The organism is Chryseobacterium shigense (genome assembly GCF_900156575.1).
GTDB lineage: Bacteria > Bacteroidota > Bacteroidia > Flavobacteriales > Weeksellaceae > Chryseobacterium > Chryseobacterium shigense.
Genome location: NZ_FTNY01000007.1, coordinates 187376 through 211819 on the forward strand (window position 1 = coordinate 187376; position 24444 = coordinate 211819).

Here is a 24444-nt window from a genome sequence, read left to right on the forward strand (position 1 = left end):
CAACGCTTATTCATATAGAAAACGCTCCAAAATCTTGGAGCGTTTTTCTGTTATATTCAAAATAATGTTTAGTAATTACCTTTAGCAATATATTGGGCTGCTACTTTTTCAGTAAGGGCTACTACATTAGGATGGTTGGTGTATTTTGTAAACCTTCTCAGACCTGAAAGCATCATTCTCTGCTCATCACCTTCAGCAAAAGAGATAATTCCTTCTTTAGCCGCCACGATGATTTTTTCAACAGCTTTATATAGGTTAAGCTGTGCCATTGCTGCTTCTACAGAATCCGCAGAGAAGTGTTTCTCAGCTCTTAGTATAGCAGATTCAGCCATATAAAGCTGGTTAAGGATCTCAGAAGCATTCAATAATAAGTGCTGCTGCTTTTCGATATCCATCATGAATTTTTGAAGAGCGGCTCCTGAAACCATAAGGAATACTTTCTTAAGGTTAGCGATAATAGCCTTTTCTTCACTCATGAATGCTGAATAATCAGGGACATCAAATGATGGAATTCCCATTAATTCTTTGCTGATCGCCATTGCCGGAGAAAGCAAATCCAATTCTCCTTTCATCGCTCTCTTGATCAACATTCCTACGGCTAATAATCTGTTGATCTCGTTAGTTCCTTCATAGATTCTTGCAATTCTTGAATCTCTCCAGGCTGCTTCCATAGGCATATCTTCAGAGAAGCCCATTCCGCCGTATACCTGGATTCCTTCGTCAGCCGTATGTTGGGTTAAATCTGAAACGAAAACCTTCAGAATAGAAGCTTCCACTGCAAATTCTTCAACTCCTTTTAATTCGGCCTGCTGGTGATTCATTCCACCGGCAACCAATTCGTTGATTTTATCTTCCACATCTTTTGCCGCTCTGTAAGAACCTGCTTCAGCAACGAAAATTCCGGTTGCCATTTCTGCCAGTTTCTTTCTGATCGCTCCAAAAGTTGAAATAGAAACGCCAAACTGCTTTCTTTCATTAGAATATTGAAGAGAATGGTTTAGGATTCTTCTTTGTCCGTCAAGGTTAGCAGCTGCCAACTTGATTCTTCCAACATTCAATGCATTCAAAGCGATTTTGAAACCGTTGTTTCTCTCCCCTAAAAGATTTTCAGCAGGAACTTTCATATCATTAAAGAAAACCTGTCTTGTAGAAGACGAACGGATTCCTAATTTATGCTCTTCCTCACCGAAAGTAAGGCCTTCAGTTCCTTCTTTTTCTACGATGAACCCTGTAATGTTTTTGTCATCATCAATTTTAGCGAACACAATGAAAATTTCTGCAAAACCTGCATTGGAAATCCACATCTTTTGTCCATTGATGATATAATGTTTTCCGTCTTCGGAAAGTTTTGCTCTCGTTTTTCCAGAGTTGGCATCAGAACCTGCATCCGGCTCAGTTAAACAATAGGCTCCGAATTTTGTACCCGTTGCCAAATCCGGAAGGTATTTTTTCTTTTGTTCTTCTGTACCATATAACAGGATAGGAAGGGTTCCGATTCCCGTATGAGCACCATAAGCTGTTGCCAAAGAACCATTGGCTCCTGAGCAGTAATCACATGCTAACATGGTGTTCACAAAGCCCATTCCAAGACCGCCGTATTCCTCAGGAACAGCAACTCCTAATAGACCCATTTCACCCAACTGACGCATTTTTTCTTCAGTTAAAGCATAATCTTTTTTCTCAAATCTTTCTTTTTGAGGAATGACCTCTCTGTCGATAAATTCTTTGGCAGAGTCACGAAGCATTTTTTGCTCTTCACTCAGTTCTTCAAGAGTGAAAATATCATGTGCAGGAATTTCCTTGATGAGGAATTCTCCTCCCTTTAATGTAGCCATATGTTTTTTTGTTTTTTGATAGATTAAAGAATAAAGAGAAAAGAGCAAAGACTTACAACATTAAGTTTTTTTGAAAGCCCGAGATCATTCTCTGTAATTCTGTGATTTTATTTTCTATAATTTCATTTTTAGATGACTCAAAATAATTTCTGTTATTTGAAATTATTATTTGAGTCTGCAATTCATAAAGAGAACCAAGACTTATTTCTAAAAAACGATTAAAATCTTTATTAGAACTTCTGCTTGAGCCTTCTGCAATATTTGAAGCAATAGAAACTGCACATCTTCTAAGCTGGGATTTCAATCCGAATTCTTCGCTTTTGGGAAAACTGTCAGTAACTGTATAAATTTCATCAGCCAGTTCAATAGATAATTTCCAAATATTGAGATTTTTGAAATTATGCTTCATTCTTGTCTTTTCTCTTTATTCTTTGCTCTTTTAGTCTATTTAATTAAAGAAGCTCGAAGATACTTGCGGCTCCCTGTCCCGTACCTACACACATAGATACCATTCCGTACTTATTGCCGCGTCTTCTCATTTCGTCAAGAAGCTGAACGGTCAGTTTTGTTCCGGTACATCCAAGCGGGTGACCAAGAGCGATCGCTCCTCCGTTGACATTCAGGATATCAGGATTTAATCCTAATTCTTTTTTGATGGCAACAGATTGTGAGGCAAATGCTTCGTTTAATTCAATTAATTCAATATCTTTTAGGGTTAAGCCTGCTTGTTTAAGGGCTTTAGGAATAGCATAAATAGGACCCATTCCCATAATTCTGGGTTCAAGACCTGCAGCAGCATAAGCTACCAATCTTGCTTCCGGCTCAAGGCCCAATTCTTTCACCATTTCTTCGCTCATTACCATAACGAAAGCGGCCCCATCACTCATTTGAGAAGAGTTTCCGGCGGTTACACTTCCTCCGTTAGCGAATACAGGTCTCAATTTAGCAAGACCTTCCAATGAAGTATCTTTTCGAGGACCTTCATCTACAGAGAAGTCAAACTTTTGAGTCTGCATCTTCTGATTTTCGTCCAGGAAATTATATTCTACAGGAATTGAAACGATCTGGCTGGCAAATTTCCCTTCAGCATTCGCTTTTAAAGCTTTCATGTGAGATTCATACGCGAACTGATCTTGTTCTTCTCTTGTAATATTATATTGTTTAGCTACTTCTTCCGCTGTATAACCCATTCCCCAATAATAGTTAGGGTTTGTTTTTGCGATATCCGTTTCCGGAACCGGCTTGTAACCTCCCATTGGAATATAAGACATAGATTCTGTACCTCCTGCGATGATACAATCTGCCATTCCAGCCTGGATTTTTGCTGAAGCAATCGCGATCGCTTCACTTCCTGATGCACAATATCTGTTAACCGTAACTCCGGGAACTTTGTCTGTATTTAATCCCATTAAAGAGATCAAACGGGCTACGTTTAAGCCTTGTTCAGCTTCCGGCATTGCGTTTCCTACAATAAGGTCATCGATTCTGTTTTTGTCTAATTGTGGAAGCTCAGCCATTAATTTTTCAATAACTGTAGCCGCCATTACGTCAGGACGAGTAAAACGAAGGGAGCCTTTTGGCGCTTTTCCTACGGCAGTTCTGAACCCTTTTACTATATATGCTTGTTTCATTTTATGTAGAATGTATTATGTACAATGTAAAATGTACAGTGTACGTTATTTAGAATAATTTTGTTTTAATCTAATTATCATATTTTGAATATGTCTGATATCGGTTATGAGTAGTTCAAAATCATTTTTATTAATGAATTCCAAATCATTAGCAATTATAATTTGGGTTTCAAATTCAAAAGAAGAACCTAATGCAATGTTTAAAAACTGACAGAACTGAGGATTGGTATCTCTTCCGGCACCTTCAGCAATATTAGAAGGAATTGAATAAAAACTTCTTCTTGATTGAGATGTTAATCCAAATAATTCATCCTTCGGGAAGTTTTTAGAAATCATATAATATTGTTTACATAATAAAATTGATTTTTTCCAAACCTCCAGTTCTCTAAAATTATACATGTCAATACTTATTACATTATACAACCGACATTGTACAAATTAATTCCTTAACGGCTTACCATTCTGCAACATATACTGGATTCTCTCCAAAGTTTTTCTTTCCCCACAAAGTTGTAAGAAGGTTTCTCTTTCAAGATTCAGTAAGTATTGTTCGGTAACGACTGTTGGTTCGGAAAGATTTCCTCCCACCATTACGTTGGCTAATTTGTCTGCAATTTTCTTATCGTGGGCAGAGATGAAGTTTCCGGTTAACATTTGGTCTGTTCCAACGTAGAACATTCCCAGAGCATCTTTACCAAGAACTTTCACTTTCTGCTCGATTGGTTGAGTATAACCATGTTCGGCTAAACTTATTGCCAACATTTTTGCTGTTTTTATTTGCGTTCTTTTATCAACGGCAACGATATCTTTTCCTTTTTCAAGAATTCCCATGTCGTAGGCTTCATAAGCAGAAGTAGCCACTTTACCCATTGCGATATTCATGAAAGCTTCACGAAGTCTGTTATTTTTAACATCATCACTGTGGAATTCTCTTGAAGTTCTCAAGGTTAATTCTTTCGTTCCACCACCACCAGGAATAACTCCAACTCCTGTTTCTACCAATCCGATGTATGTTTCAGCTGCTGCCACCACCCGGTCTGCATGCATTGTCATTTCGCAACCACCGCCAAGAGTCATTCCGTGAGGAGCAACCACAACAGGGATAGAAGAGTAACGAACTCTCATCATCGATTTCTGGAAATAGGCAATGGCCATATTTAAATCATCCCAGTCCTGTTCGATAGCCATCATAAGGATCATCGCAAGATTGGCTCCCACAGAGAAATTCGTTCCCTGGTTTCCAACGACTAATCCGTCGTATTCTTTTTCAGCTAAATCAATAGCTCTGTTTAATCCGTCAAGAACTTCGCCTCCAAGAGAGTTCATTTTGGAACGGATCTCGAAGTTGATAATTCCATCACCCAGATATTCAATAGCAGACCCTGAATTGCTCCAGAGTGTTTTGTTTTTTCTGATGTTATCTAAAATAATAAAGGCATCCTGACCTGGAATTTTGTTATATTCTCCTGAATTTTTATCAACGAAAATATTCTGACCTTCTTCATTTACTTTATAGAATGTTTCTACATTTTTGACCCAGTCTGAAACTTCATAACCTGCATCTTTTGCTAATTCAACACCTTTTTGAACGCCTACCGCATCCCAAATTTCAAACGGTCCGTTTTCCCATCCGAAACCGGCTCTCATCGCATCGTCTATTTTATAAACTTCGTCAGAGATTTCAGGAACTTTATGAGAAACATAAGCGAATAACGCCCCTAATGATTTTCTGTATAATTCTCCCGCTTTATCTTTTCCACCAATTAAAACTTTGAATCGGTCAATTGGTTTGTCAATAGTTTTAGTTAATTCTAAGGTAGGGAATGATGATTTTCCCTGAAGTTCGTACTCTAATGTATCAAGATTTAAAGCATGAATTTCAGATTTTCCTTCTGCATTTTTCACTTTTTTATAAAACCCTTGTTCTGTTTTAGAACCCAGCCATTTATTATCCATCATGGTCTGGATATAGGTAGGAAGGGCAAAAACATCGTTGAAGTTATTGGCTTCAGCACCGCTTTGACGAACACCGTTGGCAACCATCACCAAAGTATCTAAACCTACCACATCAGCCGTTCTGAAAGTTGCAGATTTTGGACGTCCGATGACAGGACCGGTTAATTTATCAACCTCAGAAACGGTTAATCCTAATTTTTGTACGTTGTGAAGAAGATCCATCATGGAGAATACTCCAATTCTGTTGGCAATAAATGCCGGAGTATCTTTAGCTAAAACTGTTGTTTTTCCTAAAAATTTAGCTCCATAGCTCATGTAGAAGTCTACCACTTCCGGAAGGGTATCCGGGGTAGGGATGATCTCTAAAAGAGGAAGGTATCTTACCGGGTTGAAGAAATGCGTTCCCGCAAAGTATTGTTTGAAATCATCGCTTCTTCCTTCAATTAGAAAATGAATAGGAATTCCTGATGTATTAGAAGAAATTAATGTTCCCGGCTTTCTGAACTGTTCAATTTTTTCATAAACAGATTTCTTAATGTCAAGTCTTTCAACGACAACCTCAATGATCCAGTCTGTGTTTTTAATCTTCTGAAGATCATCATCGAAGTTTCCTACCTTGATTCTATCCGCAAATTTTGGAGAATAGAGCAGGGCAGGACTTGCTTTTTTCAGTTTTTCAAAGTTTTCAGAAGCAATTCTGTTTCTTACCACTTTGTCATCTTTGGTCAAACCTTTTTTCTGTTCAGCTTCCGTCAGTTCAAAAGGGACGATATCCAACAGAGAGACTTCCACACCAATATTGGCGAAGTGTGCCGCAATACCGCTACCCATAATTCCTGAACCAAGAACCGTTACATGTTTGATTCTTCTTTTCATATGTAAATTTTTATTATTTCTAAAATCATATGCAACCCTGAGGTTTCATTATCATTTATTTTCTGTTATTAAGTAATTCGTTTGCAATTTTCATGATTTCAGACATGACTTCCTTGAAGGTTTCAATTTTCTCAGGAGCAATCTTTTCCATCACTTTTTTGTTGAAATTGACAACCACTTCTTTTGACATATTCCTTGAATTCAGACCTTTATCCGTAAGTTTGATGATCACTTCCCTTTTATCGGCCGTGGTCTTTTCTTTATAGATATATCCGTTGTCTTCCAGAAGTTTGATAATTCTGGTTAAAGAGGTAGGCTCAATAGCCATTTTAGGCCCTAAGTTGGTACTTCGTGTACCTTCTTTGGGGTCAATTTTAAGAAGAGTGAGGGCTTGTACAGCTGTAGAATCATGCTCTTGAGCAAGTTCTGTATACATTTTAGAAACAGCCAACCAGGTCTGTTTTAAAACTAAATCTACGTTTTCTATTTTTTCTCTATTATTGTCCATCATTTTTGTACGAATGGTGTTACCCAAATTTAGTAAATATTATGCATGCATAGTATTTATTAACGTTAAATTTTGTTAATAAGCTGATGGTAAGGAAGTTAAATTGTATGATTAGCATAATACTATGCATGCATAGTATGTGAAATATTTAACAGAAATGTAGTATTAATGAATGTTTTTAACGGAATCAACTATTTCTTCGAAATATTCACATTGTTGTTGGGAAGTGTTGGTGAGAATATCCCAAAAACCGTTCCTGTATTCAAAATGGAGGGCAGAAAGGTCTTTTTCGAAATTTTTCTGCAATAATGAATAGAGCATTTCTTTATGGACCTGTGGGGCCTCAATAGAAGGTGGAACAAAATTATCATTCACCTGAAACAAGGATACATTGGTAAGTTCATCATGCTGAAGCAATACATCTTCTACAAGGCCGGAAAAAAGCTGATTGTCCTTTAAATACCAGATTTTGTCTGCAAATTCTTTGGCCAGTCTCCAGTCGTGGGAAGAAAACAAGATGATTTTATTCTGTTCTTTAGCCAGTCTGCGAAGTGTTTTTAAAATGATAAGCTTGTTTTTCTCATCCAGATGCGTTGTAGGCTCATCCAGGATAATCAGCGGAGAATTTTGGGTAATAGCACGCCCGATGAATGCTTTCTGCAGATTTCCGTCCGAAAGGTTTTTAAGAAGCGTGTGCCGGTATTGTCCAAGTTCCAGTTCGTCTATAATATGGGAGACTTCTTCTCTGTCCTGTTGTTTTAGTTCAAAATAAAAAGGGTAGTAGATGTATTTGCCCAAAGAAATAAGATCTTCAACAGTATAATGGTGTGGAACGGAAGATTTAGAAAAAACGACAGCAATATTTTCTGCAATTTCTTTAACGGAGAGTGCTTTTATATTTTTCTGATGAATTAAAATTTCTCCTTTTAACAGGGGAATCTGGTGCAAAACAGACTTGATAAGCGTGGTTTTTCCAACCCCGTTATTTCCAATCAGCAGACATACGTCACCCAGTTTCAGATCTGCATGGGCATTTGAAATTAAGGTCGTGTCATAGCCTATGTTGGCATTTCGGATTTCCAGGTGCATTTTGTTTTATTGAACGCAAAGGCGCTAAGTTTTATTTATTATGCTTTACAAGGCGCAAGAAAATCAAAGATTTTCAGCAAGATTTAGTTGGCTTGTGTTGTCAATACTTCTATTCCGCTAAATTAATATTTTTATACTATAGATGATTGACAATTCTGGTGACTCCGTTTTTAAAAATATCAGATTGGAAGTTTAGCAACAGTCCCAATTTACAGTTTGTCATTTTTAAGTAAGTTAAAAGCCGAGCTTTATGAGTCGAATTAATGTATTCTACGGCCTTTATTTCAATTATTAATTTATTTTGAACGATGATATCCAATCTGAAAGCATTTTCAATTTTTAGATCTTCGTAAATAATAGGAAATATCTTTTGTCTTTCAATTACTAAACTCGTTTTTGAAAGCTCATAAAACAGACATTCTTCATAAACGTGCTCAAATAATCCTGCTCCAAGTTTTTTGTGGATCTTTAAACCTGCATCAAAAACTACTTTTGATAATTCATTTTCTGTCATTGCCATGTGTTTTTATACTAATATAGAGATTATTGGTGAATTTTAAAGGCGCAAGGTTTTTCTTATAATGTTGTTTTAAGGCACACAAAAATCAAAAATTTTCAGCAATTATATCAGTATAAATCTCCAGTTAGAATTTTATCGAAGATAAAATCCTTGCGCCTTCAAACAGCATCCATATCAACTTCTTAGCGGCTTTGCGATTCACCAATACGTCAGACGTATTTCGGAATTTCACAAGATCAATGATTTAAAAAAAAATCAGGTGTAAAATTAACGCGCAGATTTTACTTCCAGTTTAAAAAATTCACCATTGACCATTGACCATTGACCATTCACTTTTACACCTTGTTCTGCTTCAAAAGCATCAATAAAATCACAGGTATTCCAAATACAGAACTGATCACATTCAGAGGAATCTGTGTTTTTTCAGCTACTACTGAGAAAAGCATCATTACCAGCATGCCAAGAAACATATTAAGAATCCACTGTTGCCACAATTTGGAAGGATTATAGATCAGTCTGCAGAAATGCGGAACAATGATTCCAATAAACAAGATAGGACCCAAAAATGCCGTTATAGAAGCCGAAAGCAGCGAAGAAGCCGCAATGATGAGGATTTTCAGCTGATTGAGATTGACTCCCAGGCTTTGTGCATAAGAAGTTCCCAATGAGTTTCCTATCAGTGGTTTTATGGTTTTAAAACAGAAGAAAAGTCCAATGAAAACTAAGGCGGATAGTACATAAATTTGATTTCTGGTCACCATATTATTAGCCCCGAAAGACCATAAAACATAGTTTTTCAGGCTTTGGTTTTCTGCATAAAACTGCAACAAAGAAACGATGGCACCAGCAAAAGCTGAAACAAGGAATCCAAATATAATAAGGTAAGATTTATCCTGAAATTTATTCGATAGGGAAAGCAGGACAAGCATCAGTACAAGGCTTCCTGCAATGGCCGAAAGACTGAGGAAGCTGTTTTGCAGAAACTCAGGAATCAGAAAGTCATGAGAGAAAAAAATATAGAATGCTACAGATAAACTGGCGACCGAAGTGATTCCTAATATATCAGGTCCTGCCAGCGGATTTTGAAAGTACTCCTGCATCAGGAAACCTGACGTAGGAATTGAAATACCAGCGATAAGCATGACAAGAACCCTGTTGACACGGATCTCAGCAATCTGACTGTGAGCAGAATCCTGTAGAAAATCCTGTAGATTTAAGCTTAAAAATCCTGTGTTCAGATTGATAACCGCAGTGAAAATAATAGCGACTGTCAGAAGTAAACACAGGATTTTGAATTTTTTTGACATTATTCAGAAAGAATCTGGATCGTTTATTTTAAAAGAGCTTCAACTTTAGAATTCAATGTTTCTTCAGTCATCATGCCTAAGTACTCATCGGTTGTATCGCCTTTTCTTAAATAGGTAAAAGGAATTGAGCCACCGTCCCACTGCTTGAAATGAGTTTTAAAAAAAGTAGCATCTAATTTTTGCCCGTCTAAAAGAATAATATTAGAGGCCAGATTATTCTCCTGTGCAAATTTTTTCACAGAACTGTTCCATTCAGATTTGTCATCAAGGTTGATAAATGTGAATTTTACCGGTTTACCTTTTAGCTCCTCCATTTTTTTCTTAAAGTGAGGGATCTCTCTCATACAAGGGCCGCACCAGGTCGCAAAAAAATTGGTTACATATAAAGTGTCATTCTTTTGGGCTAAAAATTTCCCCAGGTTTTCAGGAGAAAGCTCCTTTGAGGTGTAGGCTCTCGTTGCTGAAGCAGTATTTTCCGTTACTGAAGCTGAATCTGCCACAGCAGTATTCTCTATTTTCTGGCCTTCTTTTTTACAGCTGTAAAGAGCCGTAAGAATAAGCGTGGATAAAATTATCTTCTTCATAAATTATTTTTTGACTATTTTTGAATTGAAGTATGGAACAACAAATCTATAAAGGGAAACTGATACAGTTTCATCCGTTAAAAGTAACGAAAAAGGAACAACTGACCAAAAATACTTTTTCTCTCGAATTCGAGATTCCCGGGAATTTACAAGAGCATTTTAAGTTTGAAGCTGGCCAATACGTCAGCCTGAAATTTGCAGCAAATGGGCATGAAGTTATTAATGATTATTCGATGACATCCGCTCCGTATGAAAAGAAGATAAGCCTGGGGATCAAGGTAAACTCGTCTAAAGGAGCTACTTCGGAACTCTTTAAAAATTATCAGGTTGGAGATGTGCTGATGGTAGGAGAGCCTTCCGGAAGATTTACGCTGGTTTCAAAACCGAGCGAATTCCGAACAATTATTGCTTTTGCGGCAGGAATAGGAATTACCCCAATTTTAAGCCATTTTAAAAATATTCTGCATACAGAACCCCGCACCAGACTCTTTTTATTCTTCGGGAATAAAAGTTCTGAAGAACTTATTTACAGAGAACAATTAGATGACCTTGTAAGAATCTGGGGTGAACGGATGCAAATCTTTTACTTCTTTTCACAGGAAAAAACGGCTGACCAGTTTTTCTACGGAAGACTGGATGAAAAGAAACTCAATCTGATCATCAACCAGATTTTGCACCTGGACGATACTGACGAAGAATCTACCATTTGGGATGCGGTAGATGAAGTGTTGATCTGCGGTAAAGGAGAAATGATCAAATCGCTCGCCAATGCGTGTTATCATCATGGGATTCCGAAAAAGAATATCCATTTTGAGCTTTTTGAAGAATATAATGACGATATTTATCCTGTAGAAAAAGAATTTCCACTGATAGAGAATGTAGAAGTGGCGTTTAAGATGCTTGGTAAAGTGTATGAGACGCATTTTTCAGACAACAGAGATAAGATATTGCAACAGCTTTTGATTCAAAAATTTCCGGTTCCTTATTCATGCAAGTCCGGAATTTGCGGAAGCTGCGAATGTTATCTTGAAGAAGGAGAAGTTGAACTTCTGGAAAATGAATATCTGACGGAAAAGGAAGAGGCACAGGGGAAAATATTAGCGTGTATGTCGATTGTAAAAAGTAAAAAAATAAAGCTTAACTTTGACCTTAGTTGAGAATTATCAGGAACATATTTAACTTAACTTTTATATCAGCAGAAATAGGAATTCTGGTGATATGTTTGTGTAATGCCTGGGTATTCGGGCTTACAAACGGACGTACCTATACCAAGATCTCAAAAATCCCTCCCCGTGAAGTGGCGCTGGTTCTGGGAACTTCTCCCAAGATGAGATCGGGATTATCCAATCCCTATTTTACCAAGAGGATGGATGCTGCCGCCCTTTTGTATCATCATGGAAAAATCAAAAAAATCATTGTAAGCGGAGAGAAAAGTCAGGGATATAATGAGCCTGCTGCGATGAAAAATTATCTGGTGAATCAGGAAGGTGTTCCCGGTGACATTATTGTGGAAGACCCGAAAGGATTTAATACCTATAAAAGTATTCTCCGCTGTAAAGATGTCTACAAAAAGAAAGACGTAATCATTGTTTCACAGGGCTTTCATAATCTTCGTGCCCTGTTTTTTGCAAGAAACAACAATATGAATGCCCTTGGATTTGATGCACAGGATGTCACAAAACCTGAAAGCTACTACAGAAACCAAGCCAGAGAAGTACTCGCCAGAGTGATTGCTGTAGTCTATTTCATATTGGGGATTTCTCCGGATTAGAAAGGATATCCGAATGCGATATTCAGGGTAGGTTTGAAAGGCTGGAAATTTTTAAATCTCCATCGGTCTCCTTCAGGTTTATTCGGATCATAGATTTTATAAGCAAGATCCAGTCTGAACGTAATATACGCTACATTAACCCTTAGCCCGAATCCACTTCCGATTCCCATCTGTCCTAAGAATTTATTAAACTTAAATTCATCGCCATAGCTGCCGTTTTCGTTGGAACTTTTAAGGCTCCAGGTGTTTCCGATATCGGTAAATATAGCCCCTTCATACATTTCATTAAAAGGAACCCTGTATTCTATATTGGTGGTCAGTTTTACATTATCTGTCATGTAGGTACGAACTCTTTCGTCCAGCTGAGAATCTGCAGGTCCCAGTCCTCCAAAGGCTACCCAAGCTCTGATGTCATTGGATCCACCATTAAAATAAGATTTGATGACTGGCATACTGGTAGAGTTTCCAAAAGGAATACCCACACCAATGAACTGACGCAATACCAGGGTCTGATTGCCGTTGAATTTAAAATATTTTCTGGTATCAATATCAAATTTTACAAACTGTGCATAAGGAATTCCAAAGATGGTTCTCTGCGGACTTGTTACAACCCCTCCATCATCTCTTTTTTGATTAAATATGCTTAATATATTCCCTGCAAGCTCTACTTTTCCGTTAAAATAAAATGCATTGGGGTAATCTTTCTTACCAATCTCATTATAAACAAAATTATAGATCATAGAGGAGATGATGACATCTTGAGTCTGTCTGTCTTTGTTCACAAGAGTTCCTCTGAATGCATTTAGAAGATCCAGTCCTTTCTGATCAAGCGTACCCGGATAGCTGGGGTCAGCAACGATCTCTTTCGAAATATAATCAATGCTTAGTTTGCCTGCCTCGTAGTCCGGCTTCAGAGTCGGATCGTGGGCAAAATAACTGGCAAAGATGTCTTTTCTTATGCTTTCGTCATTAACGAAATAGTCATAGTACGCATCTTTGTTTTTGGTAAGACTGACCTGTGTATTGAAGAGGGTAAGTCTGTGGGAAACCTGATCATTAACGTTTGCCTGATAATTTAATCCCGTATTGAAATTGACCCTTCCCAAACCGATATTATTCTGTAACGAGGCTCCTAATAGTATGGAAGAGGTAGGGGTATATCTTTTCGGAAGTAATTTATAATAATCAAACGGAAGCAGCAGTCTAGGGAAATTAAGGGCTGCCTGAGCTGAAATTTCATAGGCAACTTCTCTTTTATCAATGTTTTTGGTACTTCTGATCGATCCGAATGTTCCTGAAATACTTGTAGAAAGGTTTTCTGCCCCTCTGAAAATATTCCTTGTGGTAAGATCTACAGAAGGCGATACCCCAAGATTCAGGATCTGCGAATAGTTGATATCCGTTCCCAGTTTAAGTTCATATTTAGGAAGCGGTTTCAATAGATACAAAACATCAACGATACTGTCATTGGGTGATATTCCGCCACCTCTTCTCAGAGAGTCTCTTGCCTTCAGGATACTGAAGTTGTTCATCGCGATGAAATTCCTCTTGGTAAGATCCAGATTTTTTTGATCATATACTTTTTTACTGTCCACAATTACAGCTCTCCATAACGAAGACGTTTTGTAACTGTTGTCCATTTTGTGGAATCTTATTCTTCTTAAGCTGTCCTTGATGGTGTTTTTAGGAAAATCACCTGCTTCGTTGACAATGGCAACATCTATATTTCCTATTGTCGCTACTTTATAAGGATGATCTGCCGAATCTTTGTGAATTTCCAGGGTAAGAGGAACCTGTTTTTTGCTTTTCAGAGAATCTGCAACGAAATAAATCTCTTCATTGGAACTGTTGAATCTGTAATATCCGTTTTCACGCATCAGATCAGTAATTCGTATTACTTCTTTTTCAAGAACAGTCTGGTCCAGCCTTTGCCCTGATCTGATAAGACTTTTGTCTAGCTTTTGCCAGTAAAGGCCTTTTACGGTAGGGTCGGTAATATTGTAATAATAATCTTTAATATAGGTGGGATCGTTATGTTTAATGATGTAATCTACAACGGCTTTCTTAGAGGTGGAATCAAGAGAATGTTTTACCTGTACGTCAGCATCCCAAAAACCTCTGTACACCAGTCTTTTTTCAATAGATTCTGTACTTTTTTCACTTCTGGTCTGATCCAGGATGACCGGCGGAGTTCCCCAGCTGTGAAGCAAACGGTCTAAAAATAATGTTTTTCCTACACTGCTTTTCATATTGTATTTCAGGAAAAGAGAATCTCTGAGTTTCTGATTTCTCATTTCGCTGGGGTAGGTCATGTAGTCATTGAGCAGGGTATCATATTTGGGATTGGCCATATTATAAAAACCTAAACTCAACGGAGCGAACAGAAGTTGCTTTTTGTTAGGCTTCTGCTGAACATAGTCTTTCAGTTCTTCATCAATAGATTCCTTCTTGTCTTCAAGCTCAAATTTGTTCTTAGTAAGCAAATATTCCCCGTCCGGAACTTTTTTTGTTGTACTGCACGCATAAAGGAGACCAACAAATGTTGCAAATGAGATAATTTTATAATATTTTTGAGGAGAATTCATATAATGCTTACAGCTCATACAATAAAAATTTTACAGTCTTTAGATAAAAAGAAGTTCAGACAAAAATACAATTTGTTTTTGGTTGAAGGTAATAAAATCATCAGTGAACTTCCTCAATCTAATTTTAAAGTTAAAGAAATATTTTCTACCGATCCGCAAAAACTGGACCGTACAGATATTCCTGTTATAGAGATTGGTGAAAATGAGCTGAAAAAAATCAGCTTCCTTAAAACACCTAAAGATTCTGTCGCAGTATGTTATCTGCCGGAACAGGAAAAAAATGATGATAAGGAGGTGCAGCTTGTTTTAGATGGGATCCAGGATCCGGGGAATCTGGGGACTATTATCCGCCTGGCAGACTGGTTTGGAATAGAACAGATAATCTGTAGTGAGGATACTGTAGATGTCTATAATCCTAAAGTAGTCCAGGCCACTATGGGTTCTTTTACGAGAGTGAATATAGTGTATAAAGATCTGGTGGAATACCTTTCCAAAACGGAGAATATCAATATAGGAACAGATATGGAAGGAGAGAGTATTTATACTTTTGAAAAACCTGAAAAAATAAATCTCATTCTGGGTAATGAAGGAAACGGTATGCGTCCTGAAACGGAGAAACTTCTTCAAAAGTGTATTACCATTCCGAGATTTGGAAAATCCCAGTCTACAGAAAGCCTGAATGTTTCTATGGCGGCGGGGATTATACTGGGGCAATTATTTTCTAGATAGATATCAGATAGGAGACCTCAGATTTCAGACTTTAATATGGTGATATATTGATCACCCACTCATCGATCTGAAATCTGAGGTCTTATAACTTTTTATATCAACTGTTCCAGACTTGAAACACTTTTATTCTTCTGATATACTTCCAGTTTCTTTCTTACATATTTCAATGCAATAGGAGCGAGGTAGATCATCGCTACACCCAGAAGCTTTTTCTTCCAATTTGAACTTTTCATATTGTTTTTGGCGTAATTGCCAACTACTGCAGTGATGCCCAGTTTGATAAGGCTGTCGGCCACATTACCGCCCAATGCCGTACTTGCAATTCCCACCGCGGTCTGTTTATTGATGAACATATCCTTTACCTCTGAGGTAAGGTGTCTGGCTATGACATCTTTACGCAGGACTACTTTTTCATCACCGTCTTCATCTACTTTTTCCTGCAGATACTGGTCTGTAAGGCCATTAGTGAATGCACTCAGGCTTTCTTTTGTATTTTTGAAGGTTAGTAAATTTTCGAGGTCATTGATTTCGCCTTGGAGCAGTTTTTTCTTTCTTCTCAGTTCCTCGATGCTTTCGTATTTTCTGCCCATAGCTTAATGATTTAAAAATTTAATAACCTGATCTGCAACCATATTCACCAGCTTATTTTTGAAAGCAACAATAAACGCCATTATGATAACGTAAAATCCTGCTACAATCAAGAATCCGTAAGAGGTGTTGTCCAGTGCTTTGCCAATAAGGAATGCCATTCCAAAATTAAAAAGGATAATAAAAAAAGTAAAAGCAACGAGCAGCACTACAAAGTAGGTAATGAGTCCTGCAGAAAGAGAAGATTTTTCAGTAGCTTCTATTTTCAGAAGATCTATCCTCTTTGATGCATATTCTTTAATAGTCTCTATCATTGTTTTTTTTTAAAGTTACAAAAAAAGGAACTTTCACACAAAAAGTTCCTTCCCATAATTTACTTAAAAAATAAACTATTTATTTTTTAAGATCGTTCAGTTCCGCTTCTACATCCTTTACTACGTCTGCAGTTTTGGAAACGATCTGATCTTTGTATTTATCATATCCATCTTTTACCGTATGGGCTACACTACTGGCTGTTTCTTTGAAAGTAGAAGAGATGTTTCCATACTGATCTTTTACTTTTTCAGAAACTTCACCATATTTGTTTTTAGCCTGGTCTTTTAGGTCTCCTGCTTTATCTTTGATTTTTTTTCTAGTTTCTTTACCTTCTTCCGGCGCATAAAGCATTCCTAAGATTACACCCGCTGCAGCACCTGCAAGAAGTCCTGCCAATATACCTGCTGTATTTTTTCCGTTTTTAGACATTTTTAGCTTTTTTAATAGTTAATAAATATTAGTTTTTACTACCGATAAATGTACAATTTGTATACCAAAGGGGCTTTGTTCTTATTAAAAATTGTTAAATCTTTTTAATGTGAGATAAAATCAGATCTATGGTTTCTTCTTTTGTAAGCGTTGTATTGTCAATAACAGTGGCATCTTCCGCCTGCTTCAGGGGAGCAATTTCCCTTTCGCTGTCGATCTTATCGCGGCCGATTAGGTTTTGTTTTACCTGTTCTCTGTCGGTGTGAATTCCCAATCCTGCCAATTCAAAATATCTTCTGTTGGTTCTTTCATCAATACTGGCAGTAAGAAAAAACTTATAGTCCGCATTTGGCAGAACTACGGTCCCTATGTCACGTCCGTCCATAATAATGCCGCCTTTTTCTGCCAGAGAACGCTGTGAGCTGAGAAGAAAATCTCTTACTTCTTTCTGTTTGGCAACAAGGCTTACATTATCGGAAACCTCCGGGGTACGGATTTGTTTTGAAATATCAATATGATTAAGATATAGAATCAGTTCTCCGTTGTAGTTTCTGAATTCAAGCTCAATCTGATCTAAAGAGGAGAATAGTTCCTGAAGATTAATGGAATCATTGGCGTCGATACAGTTTTGTAAAGCAAACCATGTAATTCCCCTGTAAAGTGCCCCGGTATCCAGATGGATAAGACCCAGTTTATCGGCAATGACTTTAGAAATTGAACTTTTTCCGGTAGACGAGTACCCATCGATAGCTATTACAGGTTTTTTCATACCGCAAATTTCAAGAATTTTTTTAAAAAATCAAGACAACGCAGAAAAAAATATTTATTATTCTCAAGATTTTTTAGGGAGCATTACTCTCCTGCGTGGCTGCTAAGGTCCATAGAGATGCCTATCTGGTTCACATTGGAAGAGTTATGGTAACGGACATGAGCATAGTCTATACGGAATCGTCTCAGCTTGATTCCAAACCCTCCCGAAAGCCCGGAAAAGTTTCTCTGGTCTGCTACAGCAAGCTCATTTCCTCTTTTGGCATTATAACCCAGTCGGATATTAAATGCTTTTTCAGGGAATAGTTCTGCTCCGATAGAAAAGTGGTCTGCCAGTTTTCTTCCGAAACCAACTTCCTGTCCGTTAACATTAAATTCAGAAGAAATATCAAACTGCTGCAAATCATGAGCTGTAATGGTAATGGCCAGTGGGATCGCTTTAAGAGTTCTGGTATATCCCATGTCTATCCTGAAAGGAAGATTTTCTCTGGTTCCGTTAAAAGATTTCAGCTGAAACCCGAAATTTCTCATAACAAGGGAAAGGACTTCCTTGTTTTTTCTATTATGGTAGGTAACTCCCGCAGTCCCAGAAACGGCAGAAGAAGTATAATTGTCTATTTTGGAAGTAATAAAGTTGATGCCCCCACCAATCGTCCAGTCTTCTTCAAACTGATAAGCATATCCGGCTCCGATGGCTACGTCTGAAGCTTTGAATTCTCCATTTTCGTAACCGCTTTCATCGGTTCTGGGAATACTTCCGTAAGTCATGTATCGGGCATTGATGGTCGCCATATGTCCGTTATCGAAATCTCTGGCATACGCTACCGTACCATATTTGGAGTCGGCAAGATACGCTGCGGCATTCACGGAAAGCTGTTGGTCTGAATCTTTATTTAAAAGGGCTGGGTTTGCAATAGCAAAGGAAACATCATGGTCTCTGATGGAAATTGCATCACCGCCCAGGGCAGCCTGTCGGGCAGATACAGGGATGTTTAAGAAAGGATAAACATTTGTTCCTGTTTGTGCAAAAGAAACAATTCCTGACAGAATTAATGATAAAATGACAATTTTCTTCAATTCAATTTATAATTAATGCAAAAATAATCCTTTTTCGTACTTATCAAAATATTTCTGACATTATTTCTACGTAAATATTTTTCTTTTTTCAATATTTTTAATGATTATATTTGCAAAATCAAATTTCGGAGAAAATTACTCCGGTAAAGTTTATTAAAAATTAAAGATGAAATATAAAAGAATCCTTCTAAAACTGAGTGGCGAGGCCTTAATGGGGAACAGACAATATGGTATAGACAATGAAAGACTGCAGGAATATGCTGCGGAGATCAAAACGGTAGTAGAAAAAGGCTGCGAAGTGGCGATCGTCATTGGAGGAGGAAACATTTTCCGTGGAGTAGCGGGAGCGGCAAAAGGAATGGATAGAGTGCAGGGCGATTATATGGGAATGCTGGCTACGGTAATCAACGGAATGGCTCTTCAGGGTGCTCTTGAAGATGCAGGAATCAAAACAAGACTTCAGTCTGCCATTGAAATGGATAAAGTGGCTGAGCCTTTCATCAAAAGAAGAGCAGTAAGACACCTTGAGAAAGGAAGAGTCGTGATCTTCGGAGCGGGAACAGGAAACCCTTATTTTACGACCGATACCGCTGCCACCCTAAGAGCGATCGAAATTGGTGCTGACGTGATTTTAAAAGGCACAAGAGTAGACGGCATCTATGATATGGACCCCGAAAAGAATGCGGATGCTGTAAAATACAATTCATTGTCATTTGACGAAGTATATGCTAAGAATCTTAAAGTAATGGATATGACAGCCTTCACTTTAAGCCACGAAAATAAATTGCCGATCATTGTATTTGATATGAATAAAGATGGTAATTTAGAGAAGATTGTGGATGGAGAAAATGTAGGGACTTTAGTTGATTTGTAGGTAGCAGATAGCAGATAACAGGTTGCAGGTAAGCTTGCCGGTAATTTGAAGATTTAGAAATTACGGATTGCTTGTTATTCGCTATTGATTATTTATATTTATCAATCATCATTTATAAAAATGTGTAATTTATCAAATTTTAACTATATAATGGAAGAATTAGATCTTATATTAGAATCTGTAAAGCACGACATGGATGGGGCGGTAAAGCACCTGGATCATGCATTTCAAAGAATTAGAGCAGGACGTGCTTCTACGTCAATGGTGCAGGATGTCATGGTAGAATATTACGGAGCTCCGACTCCCATTAATCAGGTTGCCAATGTTTCTGTACCGGATGCCATGACGATCTCTATTCAGCCTTGGGACAGAACGGCCATCGGTGCTATTGAAAAAGCGATTATCAATTCAAATTTAGGCTTTGCACCTTCTAATAACGGGGAAAATATTATCCTTAACGTTCCGCCTTTAACAGAAGAAAGAAGAAGGGAGCTGGCCAAACAGGCGAAAGTAGAAGCAGAAAACACCAAAATAACGGTAAGAAATGCAAGACAGGACGGTTTGAAAGAACTTAAAAAGCTGGAAGGTGTTTCTGAAGATGTTATAAAAGGAGTGGAAGAAGAAATCCAGGGATTTACAGATAAATATGTAAAGCTTTGTGATGAGCATCTTAAGACCAAAGAAGCTGAAATTATGAAAGTATAATTTTCAAGCGTACACCATATATAAAGCACCTTTTACTAAAGGTGCTTTTTTTTATAGTAAATTAGTTTTGAAGATGGCAACCGCGTTTCCTTTAATTTTTACCAGTTCCGGCTTTCCATTATAGACTGTCACTTTTACATTCACTGTTCCGAGGCGGTTCATTTGTTCCCCCTGCCTTCCATTAAACTCAAAATAATGATTCTGATAATTTACCAATTTATTCTGCACCAGGTAGCCACCTAGTGGTCCGTTTGCATTTCCGGTTACAGGATCTTCCGCGATTCCTATGGCAGGCGCAAACATTCTTCCGTAGGTCAGGATATCCTCATCATCAGAATCGAATGTAAATACAAAATAACCATTGCATCCTATTTCATTGCTTAAAGCAGTAAGGGCGCTCATATCCGGATGAAGCTCGTTCAGTTTTTTTCTGCTTTTTATACCAATCATCACTTTTGAATGACCGGTAGATGCAATCTGGACCGGGCATTTCTCTTCAAGATCAGAAAGGTCAAGATGTAATGCTGAAAGTAGTTTTTCAGTGGTTTTATCATCAAAGACGGGGCTCAATGTAAAAGCTCCCTGGGTCATGATGATTTGATAATCATGATCTGTTTTTTCAATTTCAACTGGAAGAATTCCGATTTTAGTATTGATCCGTAAAATACAGGAATTGAGATTGTCTTCTAACGCTTTGGCATAAAGTGCCGCAATCGTAGCATGTCCGCATGACGGTACTTCTGTAGAGGGGGCAAAATACCGGATCGTATAATCGCTTTCGGAATCTGTGGGAGAAAAAATAAATGCTGTTTCGGAGTTGTTAAGTTCCCTTGCGATAGCCTGCATATTTTCATCATTCATTCCATCTGCATTCAGGACAACACCTGCGGGATTTCCTTTGAATCTTTCCTTGGTAAAGGCGTCTATCTGATAAAGTAAGGTCTTCTTCATGGGGTATAATTGCGATTGAACGATAAATATAGTGAGTACTTTTATTTAATAAATTGTCAATTGACAATTAAAAAAAAGACATTTAACGATTGATTTAAACTATTCTTCTTACAGACACTGTATTTCTTTCTTTTTATCTTTATTTTTTAACAGAGACTGATAGGTTTTTATAAGCTCATCAATATGGCATTGGGTTTCTTTATTGGAGATTTTATCAGGCGAAGGCTTGCCGGAAGTATTGGATCTTATTGAATATTGTTTTTCCAGACATTTCACCGGCTTGTTATTCTGGATATAAATGCGGCTTTCTGTAATGTCATCTTTTGTGATCGGTTTTTCCGGAGTTCCTCCATCAAAATTCCAGACTGTATCTTCTTTAAAAATAAAAAATAAATTCCCTTCTTTGACAAAATACTGTTCGGTAGAACCAAAATGACTGTTTTCGTCGTAAGAATGTTCAATCATTCTGATTTCGCCCTCATCAGAGTAGTAGGTTACTTTTCCTGAGATTTCATCATTACAGTTGTAATTAAAGCTCGTTGAAGTAAGTTTTTTTGCCTTTAATTTTGTTTGGATGTTATTGTATTCTTTTTTGATTTCATCTACAGGATTTGTTGCATTTTGTATTTCCCCTGAATTCTCTTTTACCAAAAGGCTATCTTTAGAAAGAGAGGCTTCAGGAAGAGTTGGGTCTCTGGAGTTTTTACAGGAAAAAATAACAGCTAATCCGGCAGCAAGCAATAAAGTTCTCATATGACATTTTTTGGTGAATCATAAAACTACAAAATTATATTTTGCTGTGCGTTGGATCAAAAGAATAATAGGAATAAAAACGGCAGATAGCTGAATCGTGTTTCACCATCAAAAAATAAAATTATTTAGGGTTAAATGTAAAAAAGATCCAGAAATTCTGAATCTTTTAATGGGGTATAAAATCAAATTTTATTTACAGTTTTCGTTGTAATCTGTAATTACTTCGTCTACAATTTCCGGTACATTAGACATGACGTCATCGATCTGGCTTTTGATCAGTCTTCCAAGTCCTGATCTTTTCTTTTCATCATTTTTAAGAGAGGCATAAGAACCACTGGTCAATTTTCCTTTGGCATAGCTGCAGTCTGCAATGATAATTTTAGCTTTGGCTAAAGTGAGTTCTTCAATTTTACCCCCTTTCTTGGAATAGATGTAAGATGGAGAGTTTCTCATTCTTTCTGTTTCCTTTTCAGCCACTGCGATTTGTCCTCCGGCAGAGAATGTAGTAGGGTAGCCATAGAGTTTATATACCTTGATCTTACCGTCTTGTACTACTTCAGCAAACTGGTTGCTTTTTGTAAGGTTGTTGAAAGCTTTGATGTTTCCGCTTAAACCTCCGGTTGCTGTATTGAAACCCTCTTTGGTATTGGTGTATTTGATCATTTCAAAATGCCTTTCATTATTGTTTTCGTCAAAGGCAACATATTTCTTAATATCATCCGGATCAAGCGTTTTGAATTTCTGCTTCTTTTTAGATTTGTCGATATCAGATACCGCAACGAATTTCACCTTTTTCTGGTTGCTCCATGGGTTCATGGCATCTCCGTTCAGTCTTACAATTCCTTCAATTTTTTTTCCTCCTTTATCAATGATGTACCCGTACTTTTCATCGTTTCTCAGCTCATAATCCGTGTTGTCTTCCTGAGCGTAGGCATTGAACGATGTCAATGTAAACAGGCTAAATAGTAATACTTTCTTCATATAATTATCGTTTTTAATATTTTTTTGTAAATATAGCTTTTTTCGTTTATTATAAAATACAATGGAATGATACCCTATAAATAAAAAGACCCGAAAAAATCCGGGCCTGTCATAATCTTTAAATTATTAAATTTTCAATCTTTTAATAAGAGTTACTGATATCTCTTATGTTCTTTATTTTTGATGAACCTCTTAGTGATCGGTTTAAATAAAGCTTTATACTTTTCAGCATCGAACAGCTGTGAGTCGGTAAGTGCTTTATAAGTCATCCATATCCCAAAAGGAAGCAGAATAAGATTGGGTAACCAGGCTGCCAGATAAGGGCTCATTCCTCCTCCCCACGAAATATTCTCGATACCCAGATTCATAACGTAGAAAATAATAAAGATGATGATGGCAATAATCACAGGAAGTCCCATTCCTCCTTTTCTGATGATCGATCCCAAACTCGCCCCGATGAGGAAGAAGATGATACAGGTCACAGAATAAGAAATAATTCTCTGTTGGTATATCACCACTTTACTGAAGTATTTGATATTAGAGCTGAACTCACTCTTTTTACCTGAAGCGGTTGTTTTTAGATTTTCCAGTCTGGTGTATGAATTATAAATGATTTCAAGCTTTTTTTCTCCTTTTACCGTATCCAGTTTTATTTGTTGTTTTGCTACTGCTTTGGACTTATTTTTATCCATATAGCCAATCACAGAGTTGGTCTGGCTGAGAACATCAGCGCTGACATTGGAAAAGAAAGTCTGGTTATCTTTTTTGTTTTTAGCAACGGTTTCATTAAGCTGGCCGTACGTTTGAAAACGGTAGTCATCTGTAATTTGTTCCTTTTCGATGGCTTTATTGATGATCTCACCGATATCAAAATGTGAAACCAGAGTATCAAATTTAATAGCCTGATCCGGTTGTTTTTGTCTTACACTTTCACTTTTACCAGCGAAATTATCTTCGAATATATAACCGTTGTAAAGTTCCAGTTTCAGAAAGTTTTTGTTGGCTGCCGGAACAAATTTTCCTCTTTCTGCCACAATAGACTGTTGATTTTCGTAGCTACTTGCTTTTCGGTGGACAAATACTCCTTCGATGCTTTCCTCATTCTCCCCATAGATCTTATCAAATTTTACCATGTATCCGGGAATCTGGTCGATAAACTGTCCGGGTGTAAAATTAAGGGCAGGTTTGGTTTGTGCAATATTAAAAAGCATATTCTTAGCTTTCTTCTGAAAGTCCGGAATGATATTATTGGAGAAAAAGAAGAGCATGACTGCCAGTACTACAGCAACGCCCATCAGAGGTGCCATTACCCGAGTCAGGGAAATTCCTGCTGCTTTCATAGCTGCAAGCTCGTACCGTTCTCCAAATTCACCGAAAGACATAATACTTGCCAGCAAAATAGTAAGCGGAAGTACCATACTGATAACACTGATCCCCAGGTAAAAAAGAAGTTTAAGGATCTGCCAGTAGCTTAACCCCTTTCCCATGAACTGCCCTAGCTGAACCCAGATAATGTTTACAATAAAGATGAAAAACAAAACGCTGAATATAAAGAAAAACGGTCCAAAGAAGGTTTTTATGATATATCGGTCTAGTATTTTTAACATGCGTC

The 24444-nt window shown here is 37.4% G+C and carries 25 protein-coding genes; 5 read left to right on the top strand and 20 right to left on the bottom strand.

The features are described from left to right. Positions 1 to 68: 68 nt before the first annotated feature. From BW964_RS20695 to BW964_RS20740, 10 genes are all read right to left on the bottom strand, one after another. The gene (locus BW964_RS20695; RefSeq protein ID WP_076510228.1) at positions 69 to 1835 is read right to left on the bottom strand and encodes an acyl-CoA dehydrogenase family protein; all 1767 of its coding nucleotides are present in this window, start codon (positions 1833 to 1835) and stop codon (positions 69 to 71) included. A gap of 52 nt (positions 1836 to 1887) precedes the next feature. Beyond that, entirely contained in the window at positions 1888 to 2244 is a 357-nt protein-coding gene (locus BW964_RS20700) for a four helix bundle protein (RefSeq protein WP_076510230.1), read from the bottom strand. 43 nt (positions 2245 to 2287) lie between these two features. Beyond that, positions 2288 to 3466 carry a thiolase family protein gene (locus BW964_RS20705; RefSeq protein WP_076510232.1) on the bottom strand — a complete coding sequence of 393 codons (1179 nt, stop codon included), beginning with the start codon at positions 3464 to 3466 and terminating at the stop codon, positions 2288 to 2290. Between the two features lie 45 nt (positions 3467 to 3511). Next, positions 3512 to 3865 carry a four helix bundle protein gene (locus BW964_RS20710; protein WP_076510234.1) on the bottom strand — a complete coding sequence of 118 codons (354 nt, stop codon included), beginning with the start codon at positions 3863 to 3865 and terminating at the stop codon, positions 3512 to 3514. 39 nt (positions 3866 to 3904) lie between these two features. After that, positions 3905 to 6298, bottom strand: coding sequence for a 3-hydroxyacyl-CoA dehydrogenase/enoyl-CoA hydratase family protein (locus tag BW964_RS20715; RefSeq protein WP_076510236.1), 2394 nt, complete (start codon positions 6296 to 6298; stop codon positions 3905 to 3907). A gap of 55 nt (positions 6299 to 6353) precedes the next feature. Next, positions 6354 to 6806 (bottom strand): MarR family winged helix-turn-helix transcriptional regulator, encoded by a 453-nt coding sequence (locus BW964_RS20720; RefSeq protein ID WP_034751372.1) that lies wholly within the window; start codon positions 6804 to 6806, stop codon positions 6354 to 6356. Between the two features lie 165 nt (positions 6807 to 6971). Next, positions 6972 to 7895 carry an ABC transporter ATP-binding protein gene (locus BW964_RS20725; RefSeq protein WP_076510238.1) on the bottom strand — a complete coding sequence of 308 codons (924 nt, stop codon included), beginning with the start codon at positions 7893 to 7895 and terminating at the stop codon, positions 6972 to 6974. A gap of 136 nt (positions 7896 to 8031) precedes the next feature. Continuing rightward, positions 8032 to 8409 carry a GxxExxY protein gene (locus BW964_RS20730; protein ID WP_076510240.1) on the bottom strand — a complete coding sequence of 126 codons (378 nt, stop codon included), beginning with the start codon at positions 8407 to 8409 and terminating at the stop codon, positions 8032 to 8034. A gap of 341 nt (positions 8410 to 8750) precedes the next feature. Then, complete coding sequence (locus BW964_RS20735; RefSeq protein ID WP_076510242.1) at positions 8751 to 9722, bottom strand: iron ABC transporter permease; 972 nt, start codon at positions 9720 to 9722, stop codon at positions 8751 to 8753. A 23-nt stretch (positions 9723 to 9745) separates the two neighbouring features. Further along, a complete protein-coding gene (locus tag BW964_RS20740) occupies positions 9746 to 10306 on the bottom strand; it encodes a TlpA family protein disulfide reductase (protein ID WP_076510244.1) in 561 nt (186 codons plus the stop codon). A 32-nt stretch (positions 10307 to 10338) separates the two neighbouring features. On the opposite strand from BW964_RS20740, the gene BW964_RS20745 reads away from it, so the two are divergent. Both BW964_RS20745 and BW964_RS20750 read left to right on the top strand, forming a co-directional pair. Beyond that, positions 10339 to 11463, top strand: coding sequence for a flavin reductase family protein (locus BW964_RS20745; RefSeq protein WP_076510245.1), 1125 nt, complete (start codon positions 10339 to 10341; stop codon positions 11461 to 11463). Between the two features lie 56 nt (positions 11464 to 11519). Further along, positions 11520 to 12077: a SanA/YdcF family protein gene (locus tag BW964_RS20750; protein ID WP_394333907.1), complete on the top strand. Its 558-nt coding sequence runs from the start codon at positions 11520 to 11522 to the stop codon at positions 12075 to 12077. Here the strand turns inward: BW964_RS20750 and tamL are convergent. Beyond that, positions 12074 to 14680 (bottom strand): translocation and assembly module lipoprotein TamL, encoded by a 2607-nt coding sequence (gene tamL, locus BW964_RS20755; RefSeq protein ID WP_084176074.1) that lies wholly within the window; start codon positions 14678 to 14680, stop codon positions 12074 to 12076. The genes BW964_RS20750 and tamL overlap by 4 nt on opposite strands. Here tamL and BW964_RS20760 point away from each other — a divergent pair. After that, entirely contained in the window at positions 14666 to 15391 is a 726-nt protein-coding gene (locus BW964_RS20760; protein ID WP_076510249.1) for a TrmH family RNA methyltransferase, read from the top strand. The two genes, tamL and BW964_RS20760, sit on opposite strands and share 15 nt — an antisense overlap. A 92-nt stretch (positions 15392 to 15483) precedes the next feature. Here the strand turns inward: BW964_RS20760 and BW964_RS20765 are convergent, their stop codons facing one another. From BW964_RS20765 to porQ, 5 genes are all read right to left on the bottom strand, one after another. Then, positions 15484 to 15981: a phosphoribosyl-ATP pyrophosphatase gene (locus BW964_RS20765; protein ID WP_076510251.1), complete on the bottom strand. Its 498-nt coding sequence runs from the start codon at positions 15979 to 15981 to the stop codon at positions 15484 to 15486. Between the two features lie 3 nt (positions 15982 to 15984). Further along, a complete protein-coding gene (locus tag BW964_RS20770; protein WP_076510253.1) occupies positions 15985 to 16293 on the bottom strand; it encodes a phage holin family protein in 309 nt (102 codons plus the stop codon). A gap of 79 nt (positions 16294 to 16372) precedes the next feature. Continuing rightward, positions 16373 to 16723 (bottom strand): YtxH domain-containing protein, encoded by a 351-nt coding sequence (locus BW964_RS20775; RefSeq protein ID WP_076510255.1) that lies wholly within the window; start codon positions 16721 to 16723, stop codon positions 16373 to 16375. Between the two features lie 94 nt (positions 16724 to 16817). After that, positions 16818 to 17492 (bottom strand): (d)CMP kinase, encoded by a 675-nt coding sequence (cmk, locus tag BW964_RS20780; protein ID WP_076510257.1) that lies wholly within the window; start codon positions 17490 to 17492, stop codon positions 16818 to 16820. 83 nt (positions 17493 to 17575) lie between these two features. Further along, positions 17576 to 18568: a type IX secretion system protein PorQ gene (gene porQ / locus BW964_RS20785; RefSeq protein ID WP_076510259.1), complete on the bottom strand. Its 993-nt coding sequence runs from the start codon at positions 18566 to 18568 to the stop codon at positions 17576 to 17578. A 166-nt stretch (positions 18569 to 18734) separates the two neighbouring features. Here porQ and pyrH point away from each other — a divergent pair, with 166 nt between their 5' ends. Further along, complete coding sequence (gene pyrH, locus BW964_RS20790) at positions 18735 to 19442, top strand: UMP kinase (protein WP_073331171.1); 708 nt, start codon at positions 18735 to 18737, stop codon at positions 19440 to 19442. Positions 19443 to 19592: 150 nt separating this feature from the next. Next, complete coding sequence (gene frr / locus BW964_RS20795) at positions 19593 to 20147, top strand: ribosome recycling factor (protein ID WP_076510261.1); 555 nt, start codon at positions 19593 to 19595, stop codon at positions 20145 to 20147. Positions 20148 to 20198: 51 nt separating this feature from the next. On the opposite strand, the gene BW964_RS20800 is transcribed toward frr, so the two are convergent. The 4 genes from BW964_RS20800 to BW964_RS20815 all read right to left on the bottom strand — a co-directional run bounded on the left by BW964_RS20800 (position 20199) and on the right by BW964_RS20815 (position 24439). After that, complete coding sequence (locus BW964_RS20800; protein WP_076510263.1) at positions 20199 to 21098, bottom strand: PhzF family isomerase; 900 nt, start codon at positions 21096 to 21098, stop codon at positions 20199 to 20201. Between the two features lie 108 nt (positions 21099 to 21206). Continuing rightward, complete coding sequence (locus BW964_RS20805) at positions 21207 to 21851, bottom strand: hypothetical protein (RefSeq protein ID WP_076510265.1); 645 nt, start codon at positions 21849 to 21851, stop codon at positions 21207 to 21209. 189 nt (positions 21852 to 22040) lie between these two features. Continuing rightward, positions 22041 to 22832, bottom strand: coding sequence for a hypothetical protein (locus BW964_RS20810; RefSeq protein ID WP_076510267.1), 792 nt, complete (start codon positions 22830 to 22832; stop codon positions 22041 to 22043). Between the two features lie 152 nt (positions 22833 to 22984). Beyond that, the gene (locus tag BW964_RS20815) at positions 22985 to 24439 is read right to left on the bottom strand and encodes an LptF/LptG family permease (RefSeq protein WP_076510269.1); all 1455 of its coding nucleotides are present in this window, start codon (positions 24437 to 24439) and stop codon (positions 22985 to 22987) included. Between the last annotated feature and the right edge of the window lie 5 nt (positions 24440 to 24444).

Excerpts from the sequence above, each read along its gene's own strand:
- BW964_RS20720 (WP_034751372.1), bottom strand. The coding sequence starts at position 6,806 with ATGGACAATAATAGAGAAAAAATAGAAAACGTAGATTTAGTTTTAAAA.
- BW964_RS20770 (WP_076510253.1), bottom strand. The coding sequence starts at position 16,293 with ATGATAGAGACTATTAAAGAATATGCATCAAAGAGGATAGATCTTCTG.
- BW964_RS20745 (WP_076510245.1), top strand. The coding sequence starts at position 10,339 with ATGGAACAACAAATCTATAAAGGGAAACTGATACAGTTTCATCCGTTA.
- BW964_RS20760 (WP_076510249.1), top strand. The coding sequence starts at position 14,666 with ATGCTTACAGCTCATACAATAAAAATTTTACAGTCTTTAGATAAAAAG.
- BW964_RS20730 (WP_076510240.1), bottom strand. The coding sequence starts at position 8,409 with ATGACAGAAAATGAATTATCAAAAGTAGTTTTTGATGCAGGTTTAAAG.
- BW964_RS20700 (WP_076510230.1), bottom strand. The coding sequence starts at position 2,244 with ATGAAGCATAATTTCAAAAATCTCAATATTTGGAAATTATCTATTGAA.
- pyrH (WP_073331171.1), top strand. The coding sequence starts at position 18,735 with ATGAAATATAAAAGAATCCTTCTAAAACTGAGTGGCGAGGCCTTAATG.
- BW964_RS20805 (WP_076510265.1), bottom strand. The coding sequence starts at position 21,851 with ATGAGAACTTTATTGCTTGCTGCCGGATTAGCTGTTATTTTTTCCTGT.
- BW964_RS20715 (WP_076510236.1), bottom strand. The coding sequence starts at position 6,298 with ATGAAAAGAAGAATCAAACATGTAACGGTTCTTGGTTCAGGAATTATG.
- BW964_RS20775 (WP_076510255.1), bottom strand. The coding sequence starts at position 16,723 with ATGTCTAAAAACGGAAAAAATACAGCAGGTATATTGGCAGGACTTCTT.
- cmk (WP_076510257.1), bottom strand. The coding sequence starts at position 17,492 with ATGAAAAAACCTGTAATAGCTATCGATGGGTACTCGTCTACCGGAAAA.
- BW964_RS20710 (WP_076510234.1), bottom strand. The coding sequence starts at position 3,865 with ATGTATAATTTTAGAGAACTGGAGGTTTGGAAAAAATCAATTTTATTA.
- BW964_RS20735 (WP_076510242.1), bottom strand. The coding sequence starts at position 9,722 with ATGTCAAAAAAATTCAAAATCCTGTGTTTACTTCTGACAGTCGCTATT.
- BW964_RS20705 (WP_076510232.1), bottom strand. The coding sequence starts at position 3,466 with ATGAAACAAGCATATATAGTAAAAGGGTTCAGAACTGCCGTAGGAAAA.
- frr (WP_076510261.1), top strand. The coding sequence starts at position 19,593 with ATGGAAGAATTAGATCTTATATTAGAATCTGTAAAGCACGACATGGAT.
- BW964_RS20765 (WP_076510251.1), bottom strand. The coding sequence starts at position 15,981 with ATGGGCAGAAAATACGAAAGCATCGAGGAACTGAGAAGAAAGAAAAAA.
- BW964_RS20810 (WP_076510267.1), bottom strand. The coding sequence starts at position 22,832 with ATGAAGAAAGTATTACTATTTAGCCTGTTTACATTGACATCGTTCAAT.
- BW964_RS20725 (WP_076510238.1), bottom strand. The coding sequence starts at position 7,895 with ATGCACCTGGAAATCCGAAATGCCAACATAGGCTATGACACGACCTTA.
- tamL (WP_084176074.1), bottom strand. The coding sequence starts at position 14,680 with ATGAGCTGTAAGCATTATATGAATTCTCCTCAAAAATATTATAAAATT.
- BW964_RS20800 (WP_076510263.1), bottom strand. The coding sequence starts at position 21,098 with ATGAAGAAGACCTTACTTTATCAGATAGACGCCTTTACCAAGGAAAGA.
- BW964_RS20740 (WP_076510244.1), bottom strand. The coding sequence starts at position 10,306 with ATGAAGAAGATAATTTTATCCACGCTTATTCTTACGGCTCTTTACAGC.
- BW964_RS20815 (WP_076510269.1), bottom strand. The coding sequence starts at position 24,439 with ATGTTAAAAATACTAGACCGATATATCATAAAAACCTTCTTTGGACCG.
- BW964_RS20695 (WP_076510228.1), bottom strand. The coding sequence starts at position 1,835 with ATGGCTACATTAAAGGGAGGAGAATTCCTCATCAAGGAAATTCCTGCA.